Origin of the sequence: Tianweitania aestuarii (assembly GCF_018457165.1) — a bacterium.
Classification (GTDB): domain Bacteria; phylum Pseudomonadota; class Alphaproteobacteria; order Rhizobiales; family Rhizobiaceae; genus Tianweitania; species Tianweitania aestuarii.
The window spans coordinates 284789-302600 of record NZ_JAFMNX010000002.1 but is presented as its reverse complement, the minus strand read 5'-3'; the positions used below and the strand labels follow the sequence as shown (position 1 = coordinate 302600).

18 protein-coding genes and 1 other RNA gene are annotated in these 17812 nt (G+C 61.9%); 14 read left to right on the top strand and 5 right to left on the bottom strand.

Features of this window, described 5'->3' with window-relative positions:
- The first annotated feature begins 99 nt into the window (after positions 1–99).
- The 4 genes from ettA to JYU29_RS09620 all read left to right on the top strand — a co-directional run bounded on the left by ettA (position 100) and on the right by JYU29_RS09620 (position 4452).
- Positions 100–1749 (top strand): energy-dependent translational throttle protein EttA, encoded by a 1650-nt coding sequence (gene ettA / locus JYU29_RS09635; protein ID WP_213984591.1) that lies wholly within the window; start codon positions 100–102, stop codon positions 1747–1749.
- A gap of 1 nt (position 1750) precedes the next feature.
- Positions 1751–2521, top strand: coding sequence for a trans-aconitate 2-methyltransferase (tam, locus tag JYU29_RS09630; RefSeq protein ID WP_213984590.1), 771 nt, complete (start codon positions 1751–1753; stop codon positions 2519–2521).
- Positions 2522–2620: 99 nt separating this feature from the next.
- Entirely contained in the window at positions 2621–3742 is a 1122-nt protein-coding gene (locus tag JYU29_RS09625) for a beta-ketoacyl-ACP synthase III (protein WP_213984589.1), read from the top strand.
- 98 nt (positions 3743–3840) lie between these two features.
- The gene (locus JYU29_RS09620; protein WP_213984588.1) at positions 3841–4452 is read left to right on the top strand and encodes an MOSC domain-containing protein; all 612 of its coding nucleotides are present in this window, start codon (positions 3841–3843) and stop codon (positions 4450–4452) included.
- 6 nt (positions 4453–4458) lie between these two features.
- Here JYU29_RS09620 and JYU29_RS09615 read toward each other — a convergent pair whose 3' ends face one another.
- Positions 4459–5304, bottom strand: coding sequence for an SDR family oxidoreductase (locus JYU29_RS09615; RefSeq protein ID WP_213984587.1), 846 nt, complete (start codon positions 5302–5304; stop codon positions 4459–4461).
- Positions 5305–5441: 137 nt separating this feature from the next.
- Entirely contained in the window at positions 5442–5756 is a 315-nt protein-coding gene (locus JYU29_RS09610) for a DUF2293 domain-containing protein (RefSeq protein ID WP_213984586.1), read from the bottom strand.
- Positions 5757–5932: 176 nt separating this feature from the next.
- Here JYU29_RS09610 and JYU29_RS09605 point away from each other — a divergent pair, with 176 nt between their 5' ends.
- The 3 genes from JYU29_RS09605 to JYU29_RS09595 all read left to right on the top strand — a co-directional run bounded on the left by JYU29_RS09605 (position 5933) and on the right by JYU29_RS09595 (position 9181).
- Positions 5933–6940 (top strand): ArsR/SmtB family transcription factor, encoded by a 1008-nt coding sequence (locus tag JYU29_RS09605; RefSeq protein WP_213984585.1) that lies wholly within the window; start codon positions 5933–5935, stop codon positions 6938–6940.
- The gene (gene metF / locus JYU29_RS09600) at positions 6940–7863 is read left to right on the top strand and encodes a methylenetetrahydrofolate reductase [NAD(P)H] (protein WP_213984584.1); all 924 of its coding nucleotides are present in this window, start codon (positions 6940–6942) and stop codon (positions 7861–7863) included. Before JYU29_RS09605 ends, metF begins: the two co-directional genes overlap by 1 nt.
- A gap of 97 nt (positions 7864–7960) precedes the next feature.
- On the top strand, positions 7961–9181 hold the full coding sequence (locus JYU29_RS09595) for an alanine racemase (RefSeq protein ID WP_213984583.1): 1221 nt from the start codon (positions 7961–7963) through the stop codon (positions 9179–9181).
- Between the two features lie 3 nt (positions 9182–9184).
- On the opposite strand, the gene JYU29_RS09590 is transcribed toward JYU29_RS09595, so the two are convergent.
- The 3 genes from JYU29_RS09590 to JYU29_RS09580 all read right to left on the bottom strand — a co-directional run bounded on the left by JYU29_RS09590 (position 9185) and on the right by JYU29_RS09580 (position 10597).
- Positions 9185–9487, bottom strand: coding sequence for a type II toxin-antitoxin system RelE family toxin (locus tag JYU29_RS09590; protein WP_213984582.1), 303 nt, complete (start codon positions 9485–9487; stop codon positions 9185–9187).
- The gene (locus JYU29_RS09585) at positions 9488–9709 is read right to left on the bottom strand and encodes a DUF6290 family protein (RefSeq protein ID WP_213984581.1); all 222 of its coding nucleotides are present in this window, start codon (positions 9707–9709) and stop codon (positions 9488–9490) included. It abuts the gene before it with no gap.
- 69 nt (positions 9710–9778) lie between these two features.
- Entirely contained in the window at positions 9779–10597 is an 819-nt protein-coding gene (locus JYU29_RS09580; RefSeq protein ID WP_213985018.1) for a glycoside hydrolase family 25 protein, read from the bottom strand.
- A 268-nt stretch (positions 10598–10865) separates the two neighbouring features.
- Here JYU29_RS09580 and JYU29_RS09575 point away from each other — a divergent pair, with 268 nt between their 5' ends.
- The 7 genes from JYU29_RS09575 to rsmH all read left to right on the top strand — a co-directional run bounded on the left by JYU29_RS09575 (position 10866) and on the right by rsmH (position 17812).
- Positions 10866–12926, top strand: a complete 2061-nt coding sequence (locus JYU29_RS09575) for a putative bifunctional diguanylate cyclase/phosphodiesterase (protein WP_213984580.1) — start codon at positions 10866–10868, stop codon at positions 12924–12926.
- 158 nt (positions 12927–13084) lie between these two features.
- The gene (locus tag JYU29_RS09570) at positions 13085–13771 is read left to right on the top strand and encodes a J domain-containing protein (RefSeq protein ID WP_250157325.1); all 687 of its coding nucleotides are present in this window, start codon (positions 13085–13087) and stop codon (positions 13769–13771) included.
- Positions 13768–14535 carry an N-acetylmuramoyl-L-alanine amidase gene (locus JYU29_RS09565; protein WP_213984578.1) on the top strand — a complete coding sequence of 256 codons (768 nt, stop codon included), beginning with the start codon at positions 13768–13770 and terminating at the stop codon, positions 14533–14535. Before JYU29_RS09570 ends, JYU29_RS09565 begins: the two co-directional genes overlap by 4 nt.
- Before the next feature lie 171 nt (positions 14536–14706).
- Entirely contained in the window at positions 14707–15426 is a 720-nt protein-coding gene (locus JYU29_RS09560; RefSeq protein WP_213984577.1) for a lytic transglycosylase domain-containing protein, read from the top strand.
- Positions 15427–15475: 49 nt separating this feature from the next.
- Positions 15476–15891: RNase P RNA component class A (gene rnpB, locus JYU29_RS09555), an RNA gene on the top strand.
- Positions 15892–16304: 413 nt separating this feature from the next.
- On the top strand, positions 16305–16790 hold the full coding sequence (gene mraZ / locus JYU29_RS09550; RefSeq protein ID WP_213984576.1) for a division/cell wall cluster transcriptional repressor MraZ: 486 nt from the start codon (positions 16305–16307) through the stop codon (positions 16788–16790).
- A complete protein-coding gene (gene rsmH / locus JYU29_RS09545) occupies positions 16787–17812 on the top strand; it encodes a 16S rRNA (cytosine(1402)-N(4))-methyltransferase RsmH (protein ID WP_213984575.1) in 1026 nt (341 codons plus the stop codon). The genes mraZ and rsmH overlap by 4 nt, the downstream gene beginning before the upstream one ends.

The window sequence follows — 17812 nt, the reverse complement described above, 5'->3', positions numbered from 1 at the left end:
CAGGAAAACAGCGATCCGCCCTTACGCATTGCCCCGATCCTCCCTTTGGCTTACATAGCGCGCAATTCACCGCACGATCAGGGATTGGAATAGCGCGCAATGGCACGCCAGTTCATCTATCATATGTCCGGCCTGTCCAAGGCCTACGGCGCCAAGAAGGTGCTGGAAAACCTCAACCTTTCTTTCTATCCGGATGCCAAGATCGGCATTCTCGGCCCCAACGGCGCCGGTAAGTCGACCGTCCTCAAGATCATGGCCGGCATGGACAAGGAGTGGACGGGCGAAGCTTGGCTCGCCGAAGGCGCTACCGTCGGTTATCTGGCGCAGGAGCCCGAGCTCGATCCGGCGCTCGACGTCAAGGGCAACGTCATGGAAGGCGTGGCCAAGAAGACGGCGATCATCGACCGCTACAACGAACTCATGATGAACTACTCGGACGAAACCGCCGAGGAAGCAGCCAAGCTGCAGGACATCATCGACGCCCAGAACCTTTGGGATCTCGAACAGCAGGTCGAGATGGCGATGGAAGCCCTGCGCTGCCCGCCATCGGATGCCGACGTGACCCAGCTGTCGGGTGGTGAGCGCCGCCGCGTGGCGCTCTGCCGTCTGCTTCTGCAGCAGCCGGACCTGCTCCTCCTCGACGAACCGACCAACCATCTGGACGCCGAAACCACGGCGTGGCTTGAGAAGCATCTGCGCGCTTATCCCGGCGCCGTGATGATCATCACCCACGATCGCTACTTCCTCGACAATGTCACCGGCTGGATCCTCGAGCTCGATCGCGGCCGCGGCATTCCTTACGAGGGCAACTACACCAAGTATCTCGACGCCAAGGCCAAGCGCCTGATCCAGGAAGGCCGCGAAGATGATTCGCGCCAGAAGGCGATCTGGCGCGAGCGCGAATGGATTGCTTCCAGCCCCAAGGCGCGCCAGACCAAGTCCAAGGCCCGCATCAAGGCCTATGAGGATCTGGTTGAACAGGCAGATAGCCGTCGTCCGACCGATACGCAGATCGTCATTCCTGCCGGCGAGCGTCTCGGACAGGTCGTCATCGAGGTCACCGATCTCGACAAGAGCTTCGGCGATCGCATGCTGATCGAAGACCTGAACTTCAAGCTGCCTCCGGGCGGTATTGTCGGCGTCATCGGTCCGAACGGCGCGGGCAAGACCACGATGTTCAAGATGATCACCGGTCAGGAAACGCCGGACGACGGCACGATCCGCGTCGGCGAAACAGTGAAGCTCGGTTATGTCGACCAGAGCCGTGACGCGCTCGATCCGAACAAGACAGTTTGGGAAGAGATCTCGGGCGGTTCCGAGATCATCAAGCTCGGCAAGCACGAAGTGAACAGCCGCGCTTATTGCTCGTCCTTCAACTTCCGTGGCGGCGACCAGCAGCAGAAGGTCGGCAACCTGTCAGGTGGTCAGCGCAACCGCGTCCACCTCGCCAAGATGCTGAAGAACGGCGGCAACGTCCTGCTGCTCGATGAGCCGACCAACGATCTCGACACCGAAACGCTCGGCGCGCTCGAGGATGCCCTGGAGGCCTATGCAGGCTGCGCGGTCATCATCAGCCACGATCGCATGTTCCTCGACCGCATGGCCACCCACATGCTCGCCTTCGAAGGCGACAGCCATGTGGAATGGTTCGAAGGCAACTTCGAGGAATACGAAAAGGACAAGGTCCGTCGCCTCGGACCGGAAGCGGCCAACCCAAGCCGCGTCACCTACAAGCGGTTGACCCGCTGACATGACACGCGACTGGTCTGCGGCGCAGTATCTGCTTTATGCCGATGAGCGCACGCGGCCTGCGCGTGATCTCCTGGCCCAGATCCCGACCGACGATGCCCGCCGCGTCGTCGATATCGGCTGCGGGCCAGGCAATTCCACCGAACTCCTCGTTGCCCGCTGGCCTCAAGCCGAAGTCAGCGGCTTCGACACGTCGCCGGCGATGCTGGCGGATGCCCGCAAGCGGTTGCCGGATGTGGCCTTCTTTGAGGGCGACGCGGGCACATGGATGCCGGACGGCGATACCGATGTCGTGTTCGCCAACGCCATCTTTCAGTGGCTGCCCGATCACCGGCAGGTGCTTGCCCGCATCCTGAGCGGCATGAAAGCCGGTGCCGTGCTGGCCGTGCAGATGCCGGACAATCTTGGCGAACCGACCCATCGGCTGATGAGCGAAACCGCGCGTGCTATGCCGTTCGCTGCCAAGCTCACGGAAGCGGCGCGCGATCCGCTGCTGCCCGTTTCCAGCTATTATGACGCGCTGACCGCCTGTGGCGCGTCCGTCGATATCTGGCACACGATCTACAACCACCCCATGAAGGATGCGGCGGCGATTGTGGAATGGGTGAAGAGCACAGGCTTGCGCCCGTTCCTCGCTCCGCTCGACCAAACGGAACAAGATCAGTTTCTTCATGCCTACCAGGCCGCGATCGACGCCACTTATTCGCCGACAATTGACGGCACGCGGCTACTGCGCTTTCCCCGCTTGTTTATAGTCGCTCGCAAGACCTGATGCTGCATTGCGTCATATGGTTAAAGCCGCTTAAATGAGCCTGACATGAATTAGCTTGCGCTTGTGTCCAGGACCGGCGCGAGGTCAGGAAAAACAAGCATGAAGCGCGTGGTCATCAGCGGCATCGGGGCCGACATCCCGACGGCCTCCATCAGCAATGATGAACTGGTGGCATCCTTTAATGCCTGGACCGAGCGCGAGAATATCGGCCGCACCGAGCGCGGCGAGCCGCCGCTGCCCGGTTCCACCAGCGCCTTTATCGAACACGCATCCGGCATTCGCGCCCGCCGCGTGCTTTATCCCGAAGGCGTGCTCGACATCGATCGTATGTCGCCGGTGATGCCGCAGCGCGAAGACCATGAGACTTCCGTCCAGGCCGAGTTCGGTGCTGCGTCCGCGCGCAAGGCGCTGGCGGATGCGGGCAGGGCGGCGGACGATGTCGACATGATCATCTGCGCGTCTTCGCATCTGCAGCGCATGTATCCGGCTGTTGGCATCGAGATCCAGCAGGTGCTGGGCACGCCGGGGTCCGCGATTGACCTCAGCCTCGGCTGCTCGTCCGCGGCGGGAGGCCTCCACATGGCCTTCAACCTCGTGCGCTCCGGCGCGCAGAAGCGCGTTCTGGTTTGCACGCCCGAACTGATCACCGGCCATCTCAACTTCCGCGACCGGCAAACGCATTTCATCTTCGGCGATGCGTCGGTGTCCATGCTGGTGGAAGCGCTGGAAGAAGGGGAAGAGCGGGAAAACTGCTTTGAGGTCTTGGACACCCGCCTGTGGACGCAGTTTTCCAGCAATATCCGCTCCAACTTCGGCTATCTCGCACGGCTCACTCAGGGCAACGCGTCGGTGCTCGACATGGAAGGGCTGTTGATCAAGCAGGCCGGCAACAAGGTGTTCAAGGAAGTCACCCATGCCGGCCACGAGTTCATCCTCGACTTTTTGAGAGATCACGGTCAGACGCCCGAGGATATGCGCCGCTTCTGGCTGCATCAGGCCAATGCGCGCATGAACGGCATGATCCTGCGCATGGCGTTCGGCCATGATGTGGATCACGACCGCGCTCCGATCATCCTCGGCGAGCACGGCAACACGGCCGCTGCTGGTGCGATCGTCGCGCTCGAACAAAACCGGCACGACATGAAAACCGGGGATTTCGGCCTGATCTGCGCCTTTGGCGCGGGCTACTCCATTGGCGGCGCGCTGCTGCGCCGGCTTTGATCCACATGATTGGCTGATGGGTTGTTCAGCCCAATTGGCTGGACAGCAGGGCGTTGCCGCTTCATGGCTGGCGCTCGCACAACCGGAACGCTTCTTTCATGCACGACCTGTTTCCGCGCACTCTCGACGACATCAAAATCCAGCCCGGCCGCACGATCTACGGCCAGGTGGCCGGTCTGTTCGCTGCGCCGGAGCGCACCTTCGTCACGCAGGCGGTTGATCGGCTGGATCTGACCTTTGAGGGTATCACCGGCGATTTTCACCAGGGCATCACGCGGCGCTCGGGCGGCCGCGAGCCCTGGTATGCGCGCGGCACGGAGATGCGCAACGAACGCCAGCTGTCGATTGTTGCGCCCGACGAGATGAGCGAGATCGCCCAAGGTATGGGTTTGCCGGAGGTGCGTTGCGAATGGATCGGCGCCAACATCCTGATGGAAGGCGTGCCGCATCTGTCCATGCTGCCTGCGGGAACGTTGATGTTCTTTCGTTATGGCGTGACGCTGAAGGTCGACAGCCAGAACCAGCCCTGCAAGCTCGCCGGCCGATCGGTCGGCGAACAAGCCGGCATGGCCGACGTCCACGGCGCGTCCTTGTTGTTTCCCAAAATCGCCAAGCGCCGGCGCGGGCTCGTCGCCTGGGTGGAAAAGCCCGGCACGATCTCGGCAGGCGAAACGGTCTCGCTTCGCCTGCCCGAACAGTGGGTCTATTAGACGCGATCAGCCCTTGCGGTTGCTGCCCGCACCCTGGGCAAGAACCGCGACGTCGTCCCATTCCTCCCAAAGCGCGATGCGCTTGGCATATTCTTCTTTGATCATCGGCAGGCCGACATCGCCGAAGAACACGCGCAGCGGCGGTTCGGCGGCGTCCACGACCCGCAGGATCGCTTCGCCGGTGGCTTCCGGATCGCCAGCGACCGCCTTGCCGCGGCGCGCCTTGCTGTTGTCGCGCACGCCTTCATAAGCCGGCAGCGTCTTCGAATGCGAGGCCGAAGCGCCACCCCAGTCGGTCGAGAAGCCCGACGGCTCGACGATCGTCACATGGATGCCGAACCCGGCCACTTCCTGCGACAGCGTTTGGCTGAAGCCTTCCAGCGCCCATTTCGAGGCGTGATAAAGCCCGACATTCTGGAACGCGTTGACGCCGCCGATCGACGACACCTGGATGATGTGGCCGCTCTTTTGCTCGCGCATGATCGGCAAGGCGGCCTGTGTCACCCAAAGAGCGCCGAACACATTGGTTTCGATCTGGGCGCGGGCGTCTTCTTCCGAGACTTCCTCGATCGCGCCGAACAAGCCATAGCCGGCATTGTTGACGACGATGTCGAGCCGGCCGAACTTGGCTTTGGCTTGCGCGATGGTGGCGTCCACCTGCGCCTTGTCGGTGACGTCCAGCTTCAACGCCAGAACATTGTCGGCGCCATATTGGTCGACCAGCGGCTGAAGCGTGGCGGTATCACGCGCCGTCGCGGCAACCTTGTCGCCGCGCGCAAGAGCGGCTTGCGACCAGATGCGGCCGAAGCCCTTGGATGATCCCGTGATGAACCAGACTTTCGATGATGCCATGATGAAAGGCCTTTCTGAGCGTCGCGCCTGAAGATAAGGCGCGGCAGAAATCGATGATGTGTGAAAAGCGGCGGGGCCGCACTCGCGTAGATGCGTCCTCCTCGCTCTGCTTCAAGGGGCAGGGCATTCACCGCGCGTCAGCCCTCGTCGTCGGGATCGAGCAGCCGCGTGGCGCGCCAACGTGTCAGAACCTCGTTGACGGCATCCAGCACGAAGAAGCGCGCGGCATCGCGGTCGTAGCCTTCATCCATCAGCGCGTCATACTCGGTATGCTGATGGCGCACATGCGCGAGCGTCGTCAGCCACACGGCGATCGACGGCGGCAGATCGGCCATGCGCCGCTGGCTCGCTTCGGTGCGGATCGCGTCGATATCGGCATAGGGCGCGCCGGGCAGAAGCAGCGTCAGCGCCTTTGCGATGGCCTTATGCCGGCCCGTAGCAAAGCGCGGCATCAGCCGAGATACCGCCGCGCGATGGCGGGGAGGGCGGTCCTCATGCCGTTCGCCTGCCAGCCATCAGGATCATGCGTCATTTTCTGCTTTCCCCGCGACGTTAGCAGTTGCAATCGGCTCATCATCCACATAAACATATCTTTATGTCTATTGCTCCATTCGGAGGCGCCGATCCCATGGGCGACAAGCTCGAACTGCTGACCCTTGTAGATACGTTGAAGGCGGCGGCCGAATCCAGCCGTTTGCGGATCCTGTTTCTGCTGGCCTCCGGCGATCTCACCGTCAGCGATCTTACGGCGATCCTCAACCAGTCGCAGCCTCGCGTGTCGCGCCACCTCAAGCTTTTGCAGGAAGCGGGGCTGGTGGATCGCTATCAGGAAGGCTCCTGGGCGTTCTTCCGGCTGGCCGAATCCGATGGCGCGCGTGAGCTGATCCTCGGTCTCCTTGCTCGCATCGCCGATGACGATCCGCTGGTCGAGCGCGACATCGAGCGCTTGTTTGGCGTGCGCCAGAAGCGGCAGGAAAAGGCGACGCATTATTTTCGTTCCAACGCTTCGAGCTGGGATCAGATCCGCTCGCTGCATGTGCCGGACAAGGCAGTGGAAGCCGCCTTGCTCGAGCTCATCGGCACGCGTCCTTTCCAGTCGATGGTTGATCTCGGCACCGGCACCGGCCGGCTGCTCGAACTCTTCGCGCCGCTTTATCGCCGCGCAGTCGGCATCGACATGTCGCGTGAGATGCTGGCCGTCGCCCGCGCCAATCTGGAGCGCGCCGGCATCACCAATGCGCAGGTGCGTCAGGGCGATGTTTATGCCCCGCCCGTGGATCGCGATGCGTTCGATCTCGTTACCGTTCATCAGGTGCTGCATTACCTGGATGATCCGGCCTCCGTGGTCAAGGAAGCCGCCCGGCTGCTGCGCCCGTCGGGTCGGCTGGTGATCGTCGACTTTGCGCCGCACGGCCACGAATTCCTGCGTGAAGAGCATGCCCATAACAGGCTCGGGTTCGCAGACAAGCAGATCGAGGACTGGATGACCGAGGCCGGGCTTGATCTTGAAGACACGCTCAGCTTCGCGCCCGACAACGGCAACGAGGGCCTGACGGTCAAGCTTTGGCTCGGTCGCGATCGCCGCCTCCTGATCGCCGATACGACAACCGCCCATTCAGCAAGAGAGACGGTTTGATGAACCAGCCCAACTTTTCCCGCCGGCCGGATCTTGGTGCCCGCATCCGTGTCTCGTTCGAGTTCTTCCCGCCGAAGACCGCCGAGATGGAAGCCAAGCTTTGGAACACGGTGAAGCGTCTCGAACCGCTCGAGCCGCATTTCGTTTCCGTGACCTATGGTGCTGGCGGTTCGACGCGTGAAAGAACGCTGCGCATCATCAGCCGCATCATCGCGGAAACCGGCCTTGCACCGGCCGCGCATCTGACCTGCGTCGATGCTTCGCGCGCCGAGGTCGACGAGGTCATTGCAAGTTTCCTTCAGGCCGGTGTCACGCGCTTCGTGGCGCTGCGCGGCGATCCGAGTGCCGGCGTGGGCGCTGCCTATGAGCCGCATCCCAATGGCTACACCAATGGTGCCGAACTCACCGCCGCCCTGCAGCGCCAGGGTGCCACCGACATTTCTGTCTCCGCTTATCCGGAAAAGCATCCGGAAAGCCCGGATTTTGCCACCGACATCGACATGCTCAAGCGCAAGGTCGATGCGGGCGCAACGCGCGCGATCACGCAGTTCTTCTTCGAAAACGATGACTACGAAGGCTACGTCGAACGCGCGCGCAAGGCTGGCGTCTATATCCCAATCGTTCCCGGCATCCTGCCGATAGAGAACTTCCGCCAGGTCGCCAATTTCGCCGGCCGCACGGGCGCGACGATCCCCGCCTGGGTGGCGCAGCGCTTCGAAGGGCTGGAAGAGGATCGCCAGACACATGCTTTGGTGTCAGCTGCCGTTGCCGCCGAACAGGTGCTGGATCTGATCGAGCGCGGCGTAGAAGATTTCCATTTCTACACGATGAACCGCGCCGAGTTATCATTCGCCATCTGCCATCTGATCGGCATTCGATCGGCCGAAGCAGCCTCCGTTCAGTCTGCCGCAGCGGCTGCCTGAACAGGCTCGTCGGCAAATGAGGGTCGACGCTTTGCGTCCGCGCTTTATGTTCATGGCAGTGAGTGCCCGGACTTGAAGCAAGGACGACCCTGATCTGATGCAGCGTTTTGATACCGCACGGGATGCCGCCATGAAGCTGCGTCCCGACGATCCCATCTACTGTTTTCATCCCGAAGTGCTGAAAGCAGACGCCAAACGCTTCATGGAGCTCTTTCCCGGCAAGACCGCTTATGCCGTGAAGACCAACGGCGAGGAGCTTGTGCTAAAGACGCTGGCGGAAGCTGGCATCGACACGTTCGACGTGGCTTCTCCGGGTGAGTTCAAGGCGGTTCGCAACGTCGCGCCCAATGCCGAGATGCTCTATATGCATCCGATCAAGGCGCAGTCGGACATCAAGCTTGCGCTCGAAACCTACGGCATCCGCGTCACCGTGGTGGATCACGAGGACGAGATCACCAAGCTCACCCGCGTGGTGCGCGCGCTCGACATCGATCCCGGCCAGATGACCGTGTTCGTGCGGCTCCAGACCAAGGGCCATGCGGCCTACGAACTGTCCAAGAAGTTCGGGGCAGGGCCGGCGCATGCGGTGGAGCTGCTGCAGCGTCTTGCCCGTACCGGCTACAAGGTCGGGCTATGCTTCCATGTCGGCAGCCAGATCGAAGATCCGGACACCTATGAGCGCGCTCTGGCATCCGCCGACTGGGTGCGCAACCGCGCCGATGTTGAACTGGCGGAACTGGATGTCGGCGGCGGCTTTCCGGCCGAATACGGCCATGATCCCAATCGCAAGACGCCAAACCTGCCCTCGCTCGACGAGCTGATGGGGCGGCTGCGTGGCGACATCAACGAATGGGGCTTCGGCGACATGCCGCTGGTGGCCGAACCTGGCCGCGTCATCGTCGCACGCGCCTTCTCGCTGATCGTGCGTGTTCTCCTGCGCAAGGGCCGCCGGCTTTACATCAACGACGGCATCTGGGCGTCGCTGTCGGATAGCTGGACCGGCAAGATCACGCTGCCGGCCCGCTTCCTTCCCGACCCGGCCATCCGCCAGCGCAACGGCGACGAAAACAAGATCGTGCCGTTCAAGGTCTGCGGCGCGACCTGCGATTCCGTCGACATCCTGTCACGCCCGTTCTGGCTTCCGGAAACCGTGGACACCGGCGACTGGATCGAAATCGGCCACATCGGCGCTTATTCGCTGTCCTTGCGAACCCGCTTCAACGGCTTTTATCCCGACACCTTCGTACAGGTCGACACACCCTTCCACGAAGGCGACGCCCCGCAAGGCTTCGCAAGTCTGGAAACAATGGCGGACTGACCCTCAGTCCGTTTGCCTGCGCTTGGTGGCCGCGACCGCACGCGATCCATAAACCTCGCGACGATGTGCGAGGTAGATCACGAGGATGGTTTGACCATCCTGTTCACGCAGCGAGGTGATTAGGCGGTAGTCACCGACGCGCAGCTTCCAGTATCCCGCCAACTCAGCACGATAGGGGATCAGCCTTGATCTGACGTCGTCCATCACCTCGAGCGAGTTTAGAACGCGCTGGATGCGGGTCTGAACTGCGCGGTCAAGTTCGACGAATTGCTTGAAGGCATGGGGATGCCATTGAACGACGGCCATTCAGTGGTCGAGCCGCAGCCTGCGCATGACCTCGGCATTGGAAATCGGCACGACGCTTTCTTCAGCCAACCCTGTCACGATCGGCGCATCTTCGATCTCTTCAAGGCGATCGAGCAATGCTTCGCGCACCAATTGGGACGCGCTCACGGACGACGACGACAGCACTTTGTTGAGAAGCGCTTCGGTAGCGTCGTCGAGATCGATGGTGATGCTGCTGGCCATGCCGATACTCCCCGGAAAGGAAACCTAACATGGCCGTGAAAGCAAAAGGAAGCGGGCTTGTCGCCTAGCTCAGCTCGTATGCTTGGCTATCCAGGCGTGCCACTCTTTCTGAGTGCCGTTAAACACGTTGATGTCGGCGTCGCCCTTGATGCCCGGTACCTTGCCAGTGCCGGTATATTGCCAGAACAGGAAGTCCTTGGTGCCGTAGCGCACATGCGGGTGCGCGGCGACGGAGCGCAGCCACCAGTCATAGCCTTCGAAAAGGTCGAGGCGGTTGTCTTCGTAGAAGTCGATCGACGTGTAGATGATCGGCTTCTTGCCGTAGTGCTTGGTCAGGCGCTCGAGGAAGATCTTCATTTCCGCGCGCACCACGGAAGCCGGCGGACGCTTTTTGCAGCTCGGCGACAGGTGGTTCCATTCCATGTCGAGCACGGGCGGCAGGGAATTCTTTTCCTTCGGCACGTTGCGGATGTACCAGTCGGCCTGGTCCTTCGCGGTGCGGCAGAAATAATAGAAATGATAGGCGGCGCGCGGAATGCCGGAAGCTTTCGCTTGGCTCCAATGCGCGGCGAACATGTCGTCGAGGCGGTCGCCGCCTTCGGTGGCCTTGATGAAGGCAAAGGACACGCCGCTTTCCCTAGCGATGCCCCAGTCCACCGGTCCCTGATATTTGGAAACATCCGTGCCGTGGATGGCATAGGAGGTCGGCGCCAGTGCCTTGTCCCAGGGATGCGGCTTGCGATCGTTGAAGCGCGGATAAGCGAGGCCGGTCTGGAACGAGGTGGTGCTGGTGCTGGTTGCGGTCGGCGACAAATCGCCGAAGTCGTAGCTCGTGGTCGAACATGCCGCCACTGAGCCCAGGATGGACAGGCACAGGAAGCTGCGCAGGATCGGAAGTCTCAAAGCCACAACAGCTCCTCTCGTTGAACCAAGGCCATCAATGCCGCGAGATGGTAACCAAAGTCTTGACCGGTTTCACGGTTTCGAAGCAACGCCGTCGCTTCTAGCCTCAGTTTGGCGGTGCAGTCACTGATAAATGCGTGATGGCCTGCGTGTCGGCGCGCTATGACTTTTCCGTGAGAAGAACTTTGTTCGTGACTTGCTAATATAATTAAGATTAAGACGCGGCGGGGGGCGTTGCTAGCGGAAAGACAGCATGAACATCAATTACGCCGGCCTTGCCGAGGGCGACCGTGTTTCTCTCGCCGTCGCGGAGCTGAGCCGCATCTGCGTGTGGCGAGCCGATGCAAACGGTGTTCTGCGAGATACACATGGCTGGCACACCGCCGACGGCAACCATGTCACGGCCGAGAACTGGCCGGCCGCGATCCACCCTGAAGATCTCGCTGGCCTGTTCGAAATCTGGAGCGTAGCGCTGAAGGACGGAACGCCGTTCGATCTGCGCTTCCGCGGCAAACAGGCGGATGGCAGTTACCATGCCTACAAGGCGCATGGATTGCCACTTTGTGGTGCATCCGGCGCGGTCGAGGAATGGATCGGGGTCGTCGAGAACATCCAGTGCGAACTCGACGCGGCAGCAACGGCGCGCATGGCGGAGGAGCGCTTGCGCCTCGCTTTGCAGGGCGGCAGCTACGGTGTCTGGGATCACGATCTGCGAACCGGCGAGCTTTGGGGCGCCAATTCGATTTCCCAGTTCATCCAGCTGGACAAGCCGGTGACGACCTTGGACGATCTTCTGGCGATCGTGCATCACGAGGATCGGCATCTGATCACCGGGATCGCCTCGCATGAATCCGTACAAGCGGACATGCACTTTTGCCACGAGTTCCGTGTTGTGGATCCGCGGACGCAAAGTGTGCGCTGGATGGAAGCGATTGGAACATTGATCGCCGATGGCCTCAACCCGCCCGCGCGAAGCCTTGGTCTCATCCGCGAAGTCACCGAAAAGAAGATCCAGCGCCAGCGGCTCGAATATGAAGCGCGCCACGATCCGCTGACGGGCCTGCCGAACTGGCGATCGGTCACGGCCGAACTGCTGGCTCTATCATCGGCCAAGCGATCGGCGGCCCTCATGCTGGTGTGGATCGACGGTCTGCGCGAAGCCGGCGAGCTTTATGCCAACAATCGGGGCTGGACGCTTCTGCGCGAAGTCGCCACGCGTTTTCGCAGCGTGCTGCCGGGTGACGAGATGATCGCCCGCACTTCGACGGAGCTCGCCGTTGTGGTTCCCGACGCAACGCATGAAACGATCGGCGCGGTGGCCGAACTCTTGCAGGACGCACTCGAAGGCCCATTCGAGATCGGCGAAGGGCAGGTCGCGCTCAGCGCCCATATCGGTATCGCGCTTTTGCCGGATCACGGCCTCGTTGGATCGGACCTGCTGCTTTCGGCCGATCTTGCTTTGTCGAAGGCAAAGTCGGGGCTGAACGGCACCACCTGCCTGTTCAAGCCGGCTTTGCGGGACGATGCGCGGCAGGAACACGACCTCAATGCCGACATTCGCCGCGCCGTCCGGGCCGGTGAGTTCGAGCTCTTCTATCAGCCGCAGGTCCGGCTCGACGACGGGCGCATCGTTGGCCTGGAAGCGCTTCTGCGCTGGCGTCATCCCGAAAAGGGCGTGCTTGCGCCCGCTGCCTTTCTGTCCGTGGTCAAGAAGAGCCCGATTGCCAGCCATCTCGGCGACTGGGTCATCGACCGGGCCGCAGCCGATATCGCAGCCTTGAACCGGCATCGCCCTGCCTGTGACCAGATCCGTGTTGCCGTGAACCTCTTCTCGCGCCAGTTCGCTCATGGCGATGTGGCCTCGACAATCGAGAGAGCGCTCGCCACGCACCATGTCGCGCCGCATCTCTACGAAATTGAAGTCACCGAGCGCGTGATCCTGCGCAACGACGACGACACGATCCGCTCGACCCTGACGCGGCTGCGCGATCACGGCTGCCCTGTCGCCTTCGATGACTTCGGCACCGGCTATGCCTCGCTCAGCATGCTCAAGAAGTTTCCGATTACGCGGCTCAAGATCGATCGTGAGTTCGTGGAGCATCTGGAGCGTTCAAAGGAAGACGGCGCGATCGTGGATGCCGTTTTGTTTCTCGGCCGCACCTTCGGCCTGTCGATCACGGCGGAAGGCATAGAAAGCCAGAAGCTCGCCACCATCCTGCGTGATCGTGGCTGTGAAGAAGGCCAGGGCTATCTGTTCGGTCGGCCCATGCCCTTGAACGAGATCCACACATTGCTCAACACGGTCGCCGCCTAGCTCGGATGCGCCTCGGAAGATCGACGGCATTCGTCGCTACCCGTTGGGCAGTCGTTTACGGTTTGCGTCGGTCAGAACCGATGATGCTTCCGCTCGAACGGCGATTCGGTTAGAGGTCGAACATGGATTCGGTCTGGTCTCGGCTCGGCGCCGCTTTGATGAGCCTCCCGGCACGCGGTGCTTCGGGCATCGGCGCGCTGCTTGAAGCCATCCGCACGATGTTTGTGGGCGATGCGACGCTGCGGCGCCAGGTCGGCTTTTCCATCGCCATGATCGCTTTGTCCGCCAAGATGGCGCGCGCCGACGGCGTCGTGACGCAGGACGAAGTCCGCGCCTTTCACAAGATCTTCGAGATCCCGCCGGATGAGCTGCGCAACGTCCAGCGCCTTTATAATCTGGCGCAGGCCGACACGGCCGGCTTCGAAGTCTATGCCGGTCAGCTCGCCAATCTGTGCGGCAGTGGCGATGACAACTGCCTCCTGCTGCAGGACATCCTCGACGGTTTGTTCTTTATCGCCGAAGCCGATGGCATCGTGCATGAGCGCGAGGTCGCCTATCTCAGCCGCGTTGCCGAGATCTTCCGCATCGATGCGCTGCACTTCGAACGCCTGCTGGCGCGTCACGCTAGGCCGCTGGGCGCCGATCCCTATGCCGTGCTCGATCTGCCGGCGAACACGGACTTCCCGGTCGTGCGCAAGCGCTACCGCACGCTCGTTGCCGAAAACCATCCGGATCGGCTGATCGCGCGTGGCATGCCGGCCGATTTCATCGCTATCGCCACCAACCGGCTGGCGGCTATCAACAGCGCCTATGAGATGATCGAAAAGAGTCAGGTTCCGGCGTGAGCGCCTTCCGGGCCGATTTCGCTGCCGCAACCGTTCGACCGTCGCCCAACTTCGGCGAGCGCCGCGGCTGCGATCGGCCGAGCTTCATCATTCTTCATTACACCGGCATGATCACGGGGCAGGCGGCCGAAGACTGGCTGTGTGCGCCCGAGAGCGAAGTGTCGTCCCATTACCTCGTTCATGAGGATGGGTGTGTCGTCCAGATGGTGCGTGAAGCCGATCGCGCCTGGCACGCCGGAAGGAGCGTTTGGGGCGGAAATGCGGATATAAATTCGCATTCTGTGGGCATCGAGATCGTCAATCCCGGTCATTTTCTCGGCTACCGGCCATTCCCGGACTGCCAGATCAGGTCCGTCATCGCTCTCTGCCGCGACATTGCGACACGTTCCGTGATCGCGCCCGAACGCGTTCTGGCGCATTCCGATGTTGCCCCGGGCCGCAAGATCGATCCCGGCGAACTGTTTCCATGGGCTGTGCTTCACGCGGCCGGCATCGGCCATTTCGTGCAACCTGAACCACTCGCTGACGACTGCCCGCTTGCGCTTGGCTCTTCTTCTCCGCAGGTCGCCGAAGTCCAGCAAATGCTTGCCGATTACGGCTATGGCCTCGCTGTCAGCGGTGTTCTGGATGAGACGACGCGCATCGTTGTGGAAGCGTTTCAGCGGCACTTCCGGCCTGTGCGGGTTGATGGCCTGATCGACCACTCCACGCGGTCCACAATCAAGCAACTGCTACGAGGCTGCACCTCGACAGCCCGCGCATAGGCGATCACGGAATATTACAGAGGCGCGATCAACGTTACTTCTCGGGCCATTTTTCGTGCAACCTTTCCCGGCATCTCACAACTCATCCGACGCCGGGCTGGGTTCTGACCCCCTCGGCCAGTGCAGTAAAGCCGGCTGATGCGCCGGCAGTCAGATTAGATATAGGTTTCAATGACAAGCAGGACCGTGTTTGCGGTGGCCTTGGCCGCCGGCGTATCGACTTTTGCCTCTTTCTCTGTTGCTCAGGCTGAAGGTGGTCGCGCCTTCAACCCCAGAAGCGTCGATACCATGACCACCGGCTCGATTGGCAACGAAGCCAAGGGCGACGACACCGCATCGACGGTTGTCGCCTCCGTGTCCGCCAAGGGCACGGCCAACGCGCATCGGCCGGCACTCACCGCCGTTGAGCGTTCGAGCAAGAAGAAGTTCTCCGCTCTGCCGGGCGTGAAGCCGATTTCGCTTGATGACGGCAAGGAGCCCGTGGCGGAAAAGGCTGTGGCCAAGGCCGTGGTGAAGGGACGCAAGTTCTCCACGATCGTGTCGCGCTATGCTTCGGCCTATGGCGTTCCGGTCAGCCTGGCCCATGCGGTGATCAGCGTTGAAAGCAACTACCGCCAGGATGCGCGCGGCAGTGCGGGCGAAATCGGGCTGATGCAAATCAAGCCGGCAACGGCCCGCATGCTCGGTTATACCGGCAGCACCAAGGGGCTTTATGATCCGGACACCAACATCAAGTACGGTATGAAATATCTCGCTAAGGCGCATGATCTGGGCGGCGGCACCACCTGCGGCACGATCCTGAAATACAATGCCGGCCACGCCGCAAAGCGCATGAACCCGATCTCGGCAGCCTACTGCGCCAAGGTCAAGCGCAAGCTCGCCGGCGCCTGAGTTCAGGCCAAGGCTTGCATTTCGCTGGCAGTCGGCCTTTAAGGCACTGCCAGCCGGCCGGGCGGCCGCAGCCGCAAGCACCGAAAGGTCGTGGCTGAGGAAAGTCCGGGCTCCGGGAAACACGGTTCCGGCTAACGGCCGGCGGGGGCGACCCCAGGGAAAGTGCCACAGAAAGCAAACCACCTCGGTGATCGGTCGCAAGGCCGTATTAAACGAGGTAAGGGTGAAAGGGTGGGGTAAGAGCCCACCGCGAGCCTGGCAACAGGGTCGGCACGGTAAACCCAACCGGGAGCAAGACCGAATAGGGGTGGCGCGAAGGGCAACCTTCGGGGCGGTTTCCAGCCTTGTCACCCGGGTAGGTTGCGTGAGGCGCATGGCAACATGCGCCCAAGAAGAATGGCCGCCACGTTTCTGCCTTTGCGGGCAGGGGCCATACAGAACCCGGCTTATAGGCCGGCTGGCATTTCATCTCCCTCATGTCTGACAACCGCGATCTTCCCCGCTGGGGAGGCACGTGCCGGCGATGCAGTTTTTGCCGCCGGGCGCCGCGTCTTTTCTGCCCTTGGCAACACTTTGTTAGCCTTAACGGCGGATAAACGGGGACTGCCTGATCAAACGGAGACGCACGTCCAGACTCAGCCTCGCACCAGCCACAAAGCCCTGTTCCCATTGACGCCCATAGGGCCCCATGGTATCCCAAATGCAGTTTCGTTTGTTGTCCCAGTATCATCAGGAAGCGAAGGCGATCCGGTTGCCGCAATGGCCGCTGGAGGGTTCTGTCGCGTCTGAAAACTGGGTGAAAACAGGCGGTTGCGAAAGGGTTGGTTGCGGCGTCGGCGGGACGACGGGCAGCTTCAGGGGAATGGTTTCGGCGCGGCATGCAGCGGTTTCTGTCCAGCGCGGTAAACAGGATCGACGCGAAAAATCGCGTGTCGGTGCCCGCGCACTTCCGGCAGATCATCCAGAGCCGCGGCTATTCCGACCTCTACGCGCTGCGCTCGTTGGATACGCCTGCACTGGATGTCGGCGGACCGGATCTGCTGGACCAGTTCGAGGCGCGAATCGCAAGGGAAGACCCGCTTCTGCAAACGGCAGACGATCTTTCCTTTTTTTATCATGGGGACGGCGCCTTTCTGCGCTTCGACAGCGAGGGGCGCATCAGCGTGACGGATTTCATGCGCGATCATACCGGCATCACGACGGACGTGGCCTTTGTGGGTCGTGGGAACTGGTTCCAGATCTGGGAGCCTTCGCAGCTGGAAAGCCATGCGGCGGCGGTTCGCGCCCGGCTTCTGGCGCGCAAGCGCCGCGCGGATGGCGATCAGGCTATCAATCAGGCCATCAACCAGGATCGTTCGGCATGAGTGCGGATCACGGTTCGATCGAAGCTGATCACGCCCGCCATGTCCCGGTTCTCCTGGCGGAGGTTCTGGCAGCGCTTCAGCCTGCAGCCGGCAAGACCTTCATCGACGGCACCTTCGGCGCAGGCGGCTACACCACCGCATTGCTGAATGCGGGTGCCGACGTGATCGCCATCGACCGCGATCCCGACGCCATCGCGACCGGGCAGACGCTGGTTGAGCGCGCCGCTGGTCGTTTGCGCCTCGTGCAGGACGTGTTCTCCAACCTCGACGCGCATGCAGGCCTCGCCGGTGGCGACGGTCTGGTGGATGGGATCGTGCTGGATGTCGGCGTGTCCTCGATGCAGCTCGATCAGGCCGAGCGCGGCTTTTCCTTTCGCGGTGATGGTCCGCTCGACATGCGCATGGCGCAAAGCGGCAACACGGCTGCCGATGTCGTCAACACCTACAAGACCACCGATCTCATCCGCATCTTCGGCATTCTCGGCGAAGAAAAGCAGTCGAGCCGTATTGCCCGCATGATCGAGCAGCGCCGCGCCGTGCAGCCGTTCGAGCGTACGCGCGATCTCGCCAACGCGATCGAAACGCTGGTGGGCCGTAATCCCAAGGTGAAGATCCATCCGGCGACCCGTTGTTTCCAGGGTCTGCGGATCTTCGTCAACGACGAGCTCGGCGAACTCGCCAAGGCGCTGTTTGCCGCCGAGCGCGTGTTGAAGCCGGGCGGCGTTCTGGCTGTGGTCAGCTTCCATTCCCTGGAAGACCGCATAGTGAAACGCTTCCTGGCCGACCGCTCCACCCAGTCGGGTGGCTCGCGCCATCTGCCCGCCGTCAATCTCCAAACGCTGACCTTCGAGCGCCCGGCACCGGCCGTGTCGCCATCGGAAGCGGAAGAAGACACCAACCCGCGGGCGCGTTCGGCAAGGCTGCGTTCCGCGCGCCGCACGGATGCCGATCCGCGTCCTGCCGATTTTTCGCTGTTCGGCCTGCCCAGGCTGCCCGACATTCAGGTCGAGAGGGACCGCTGA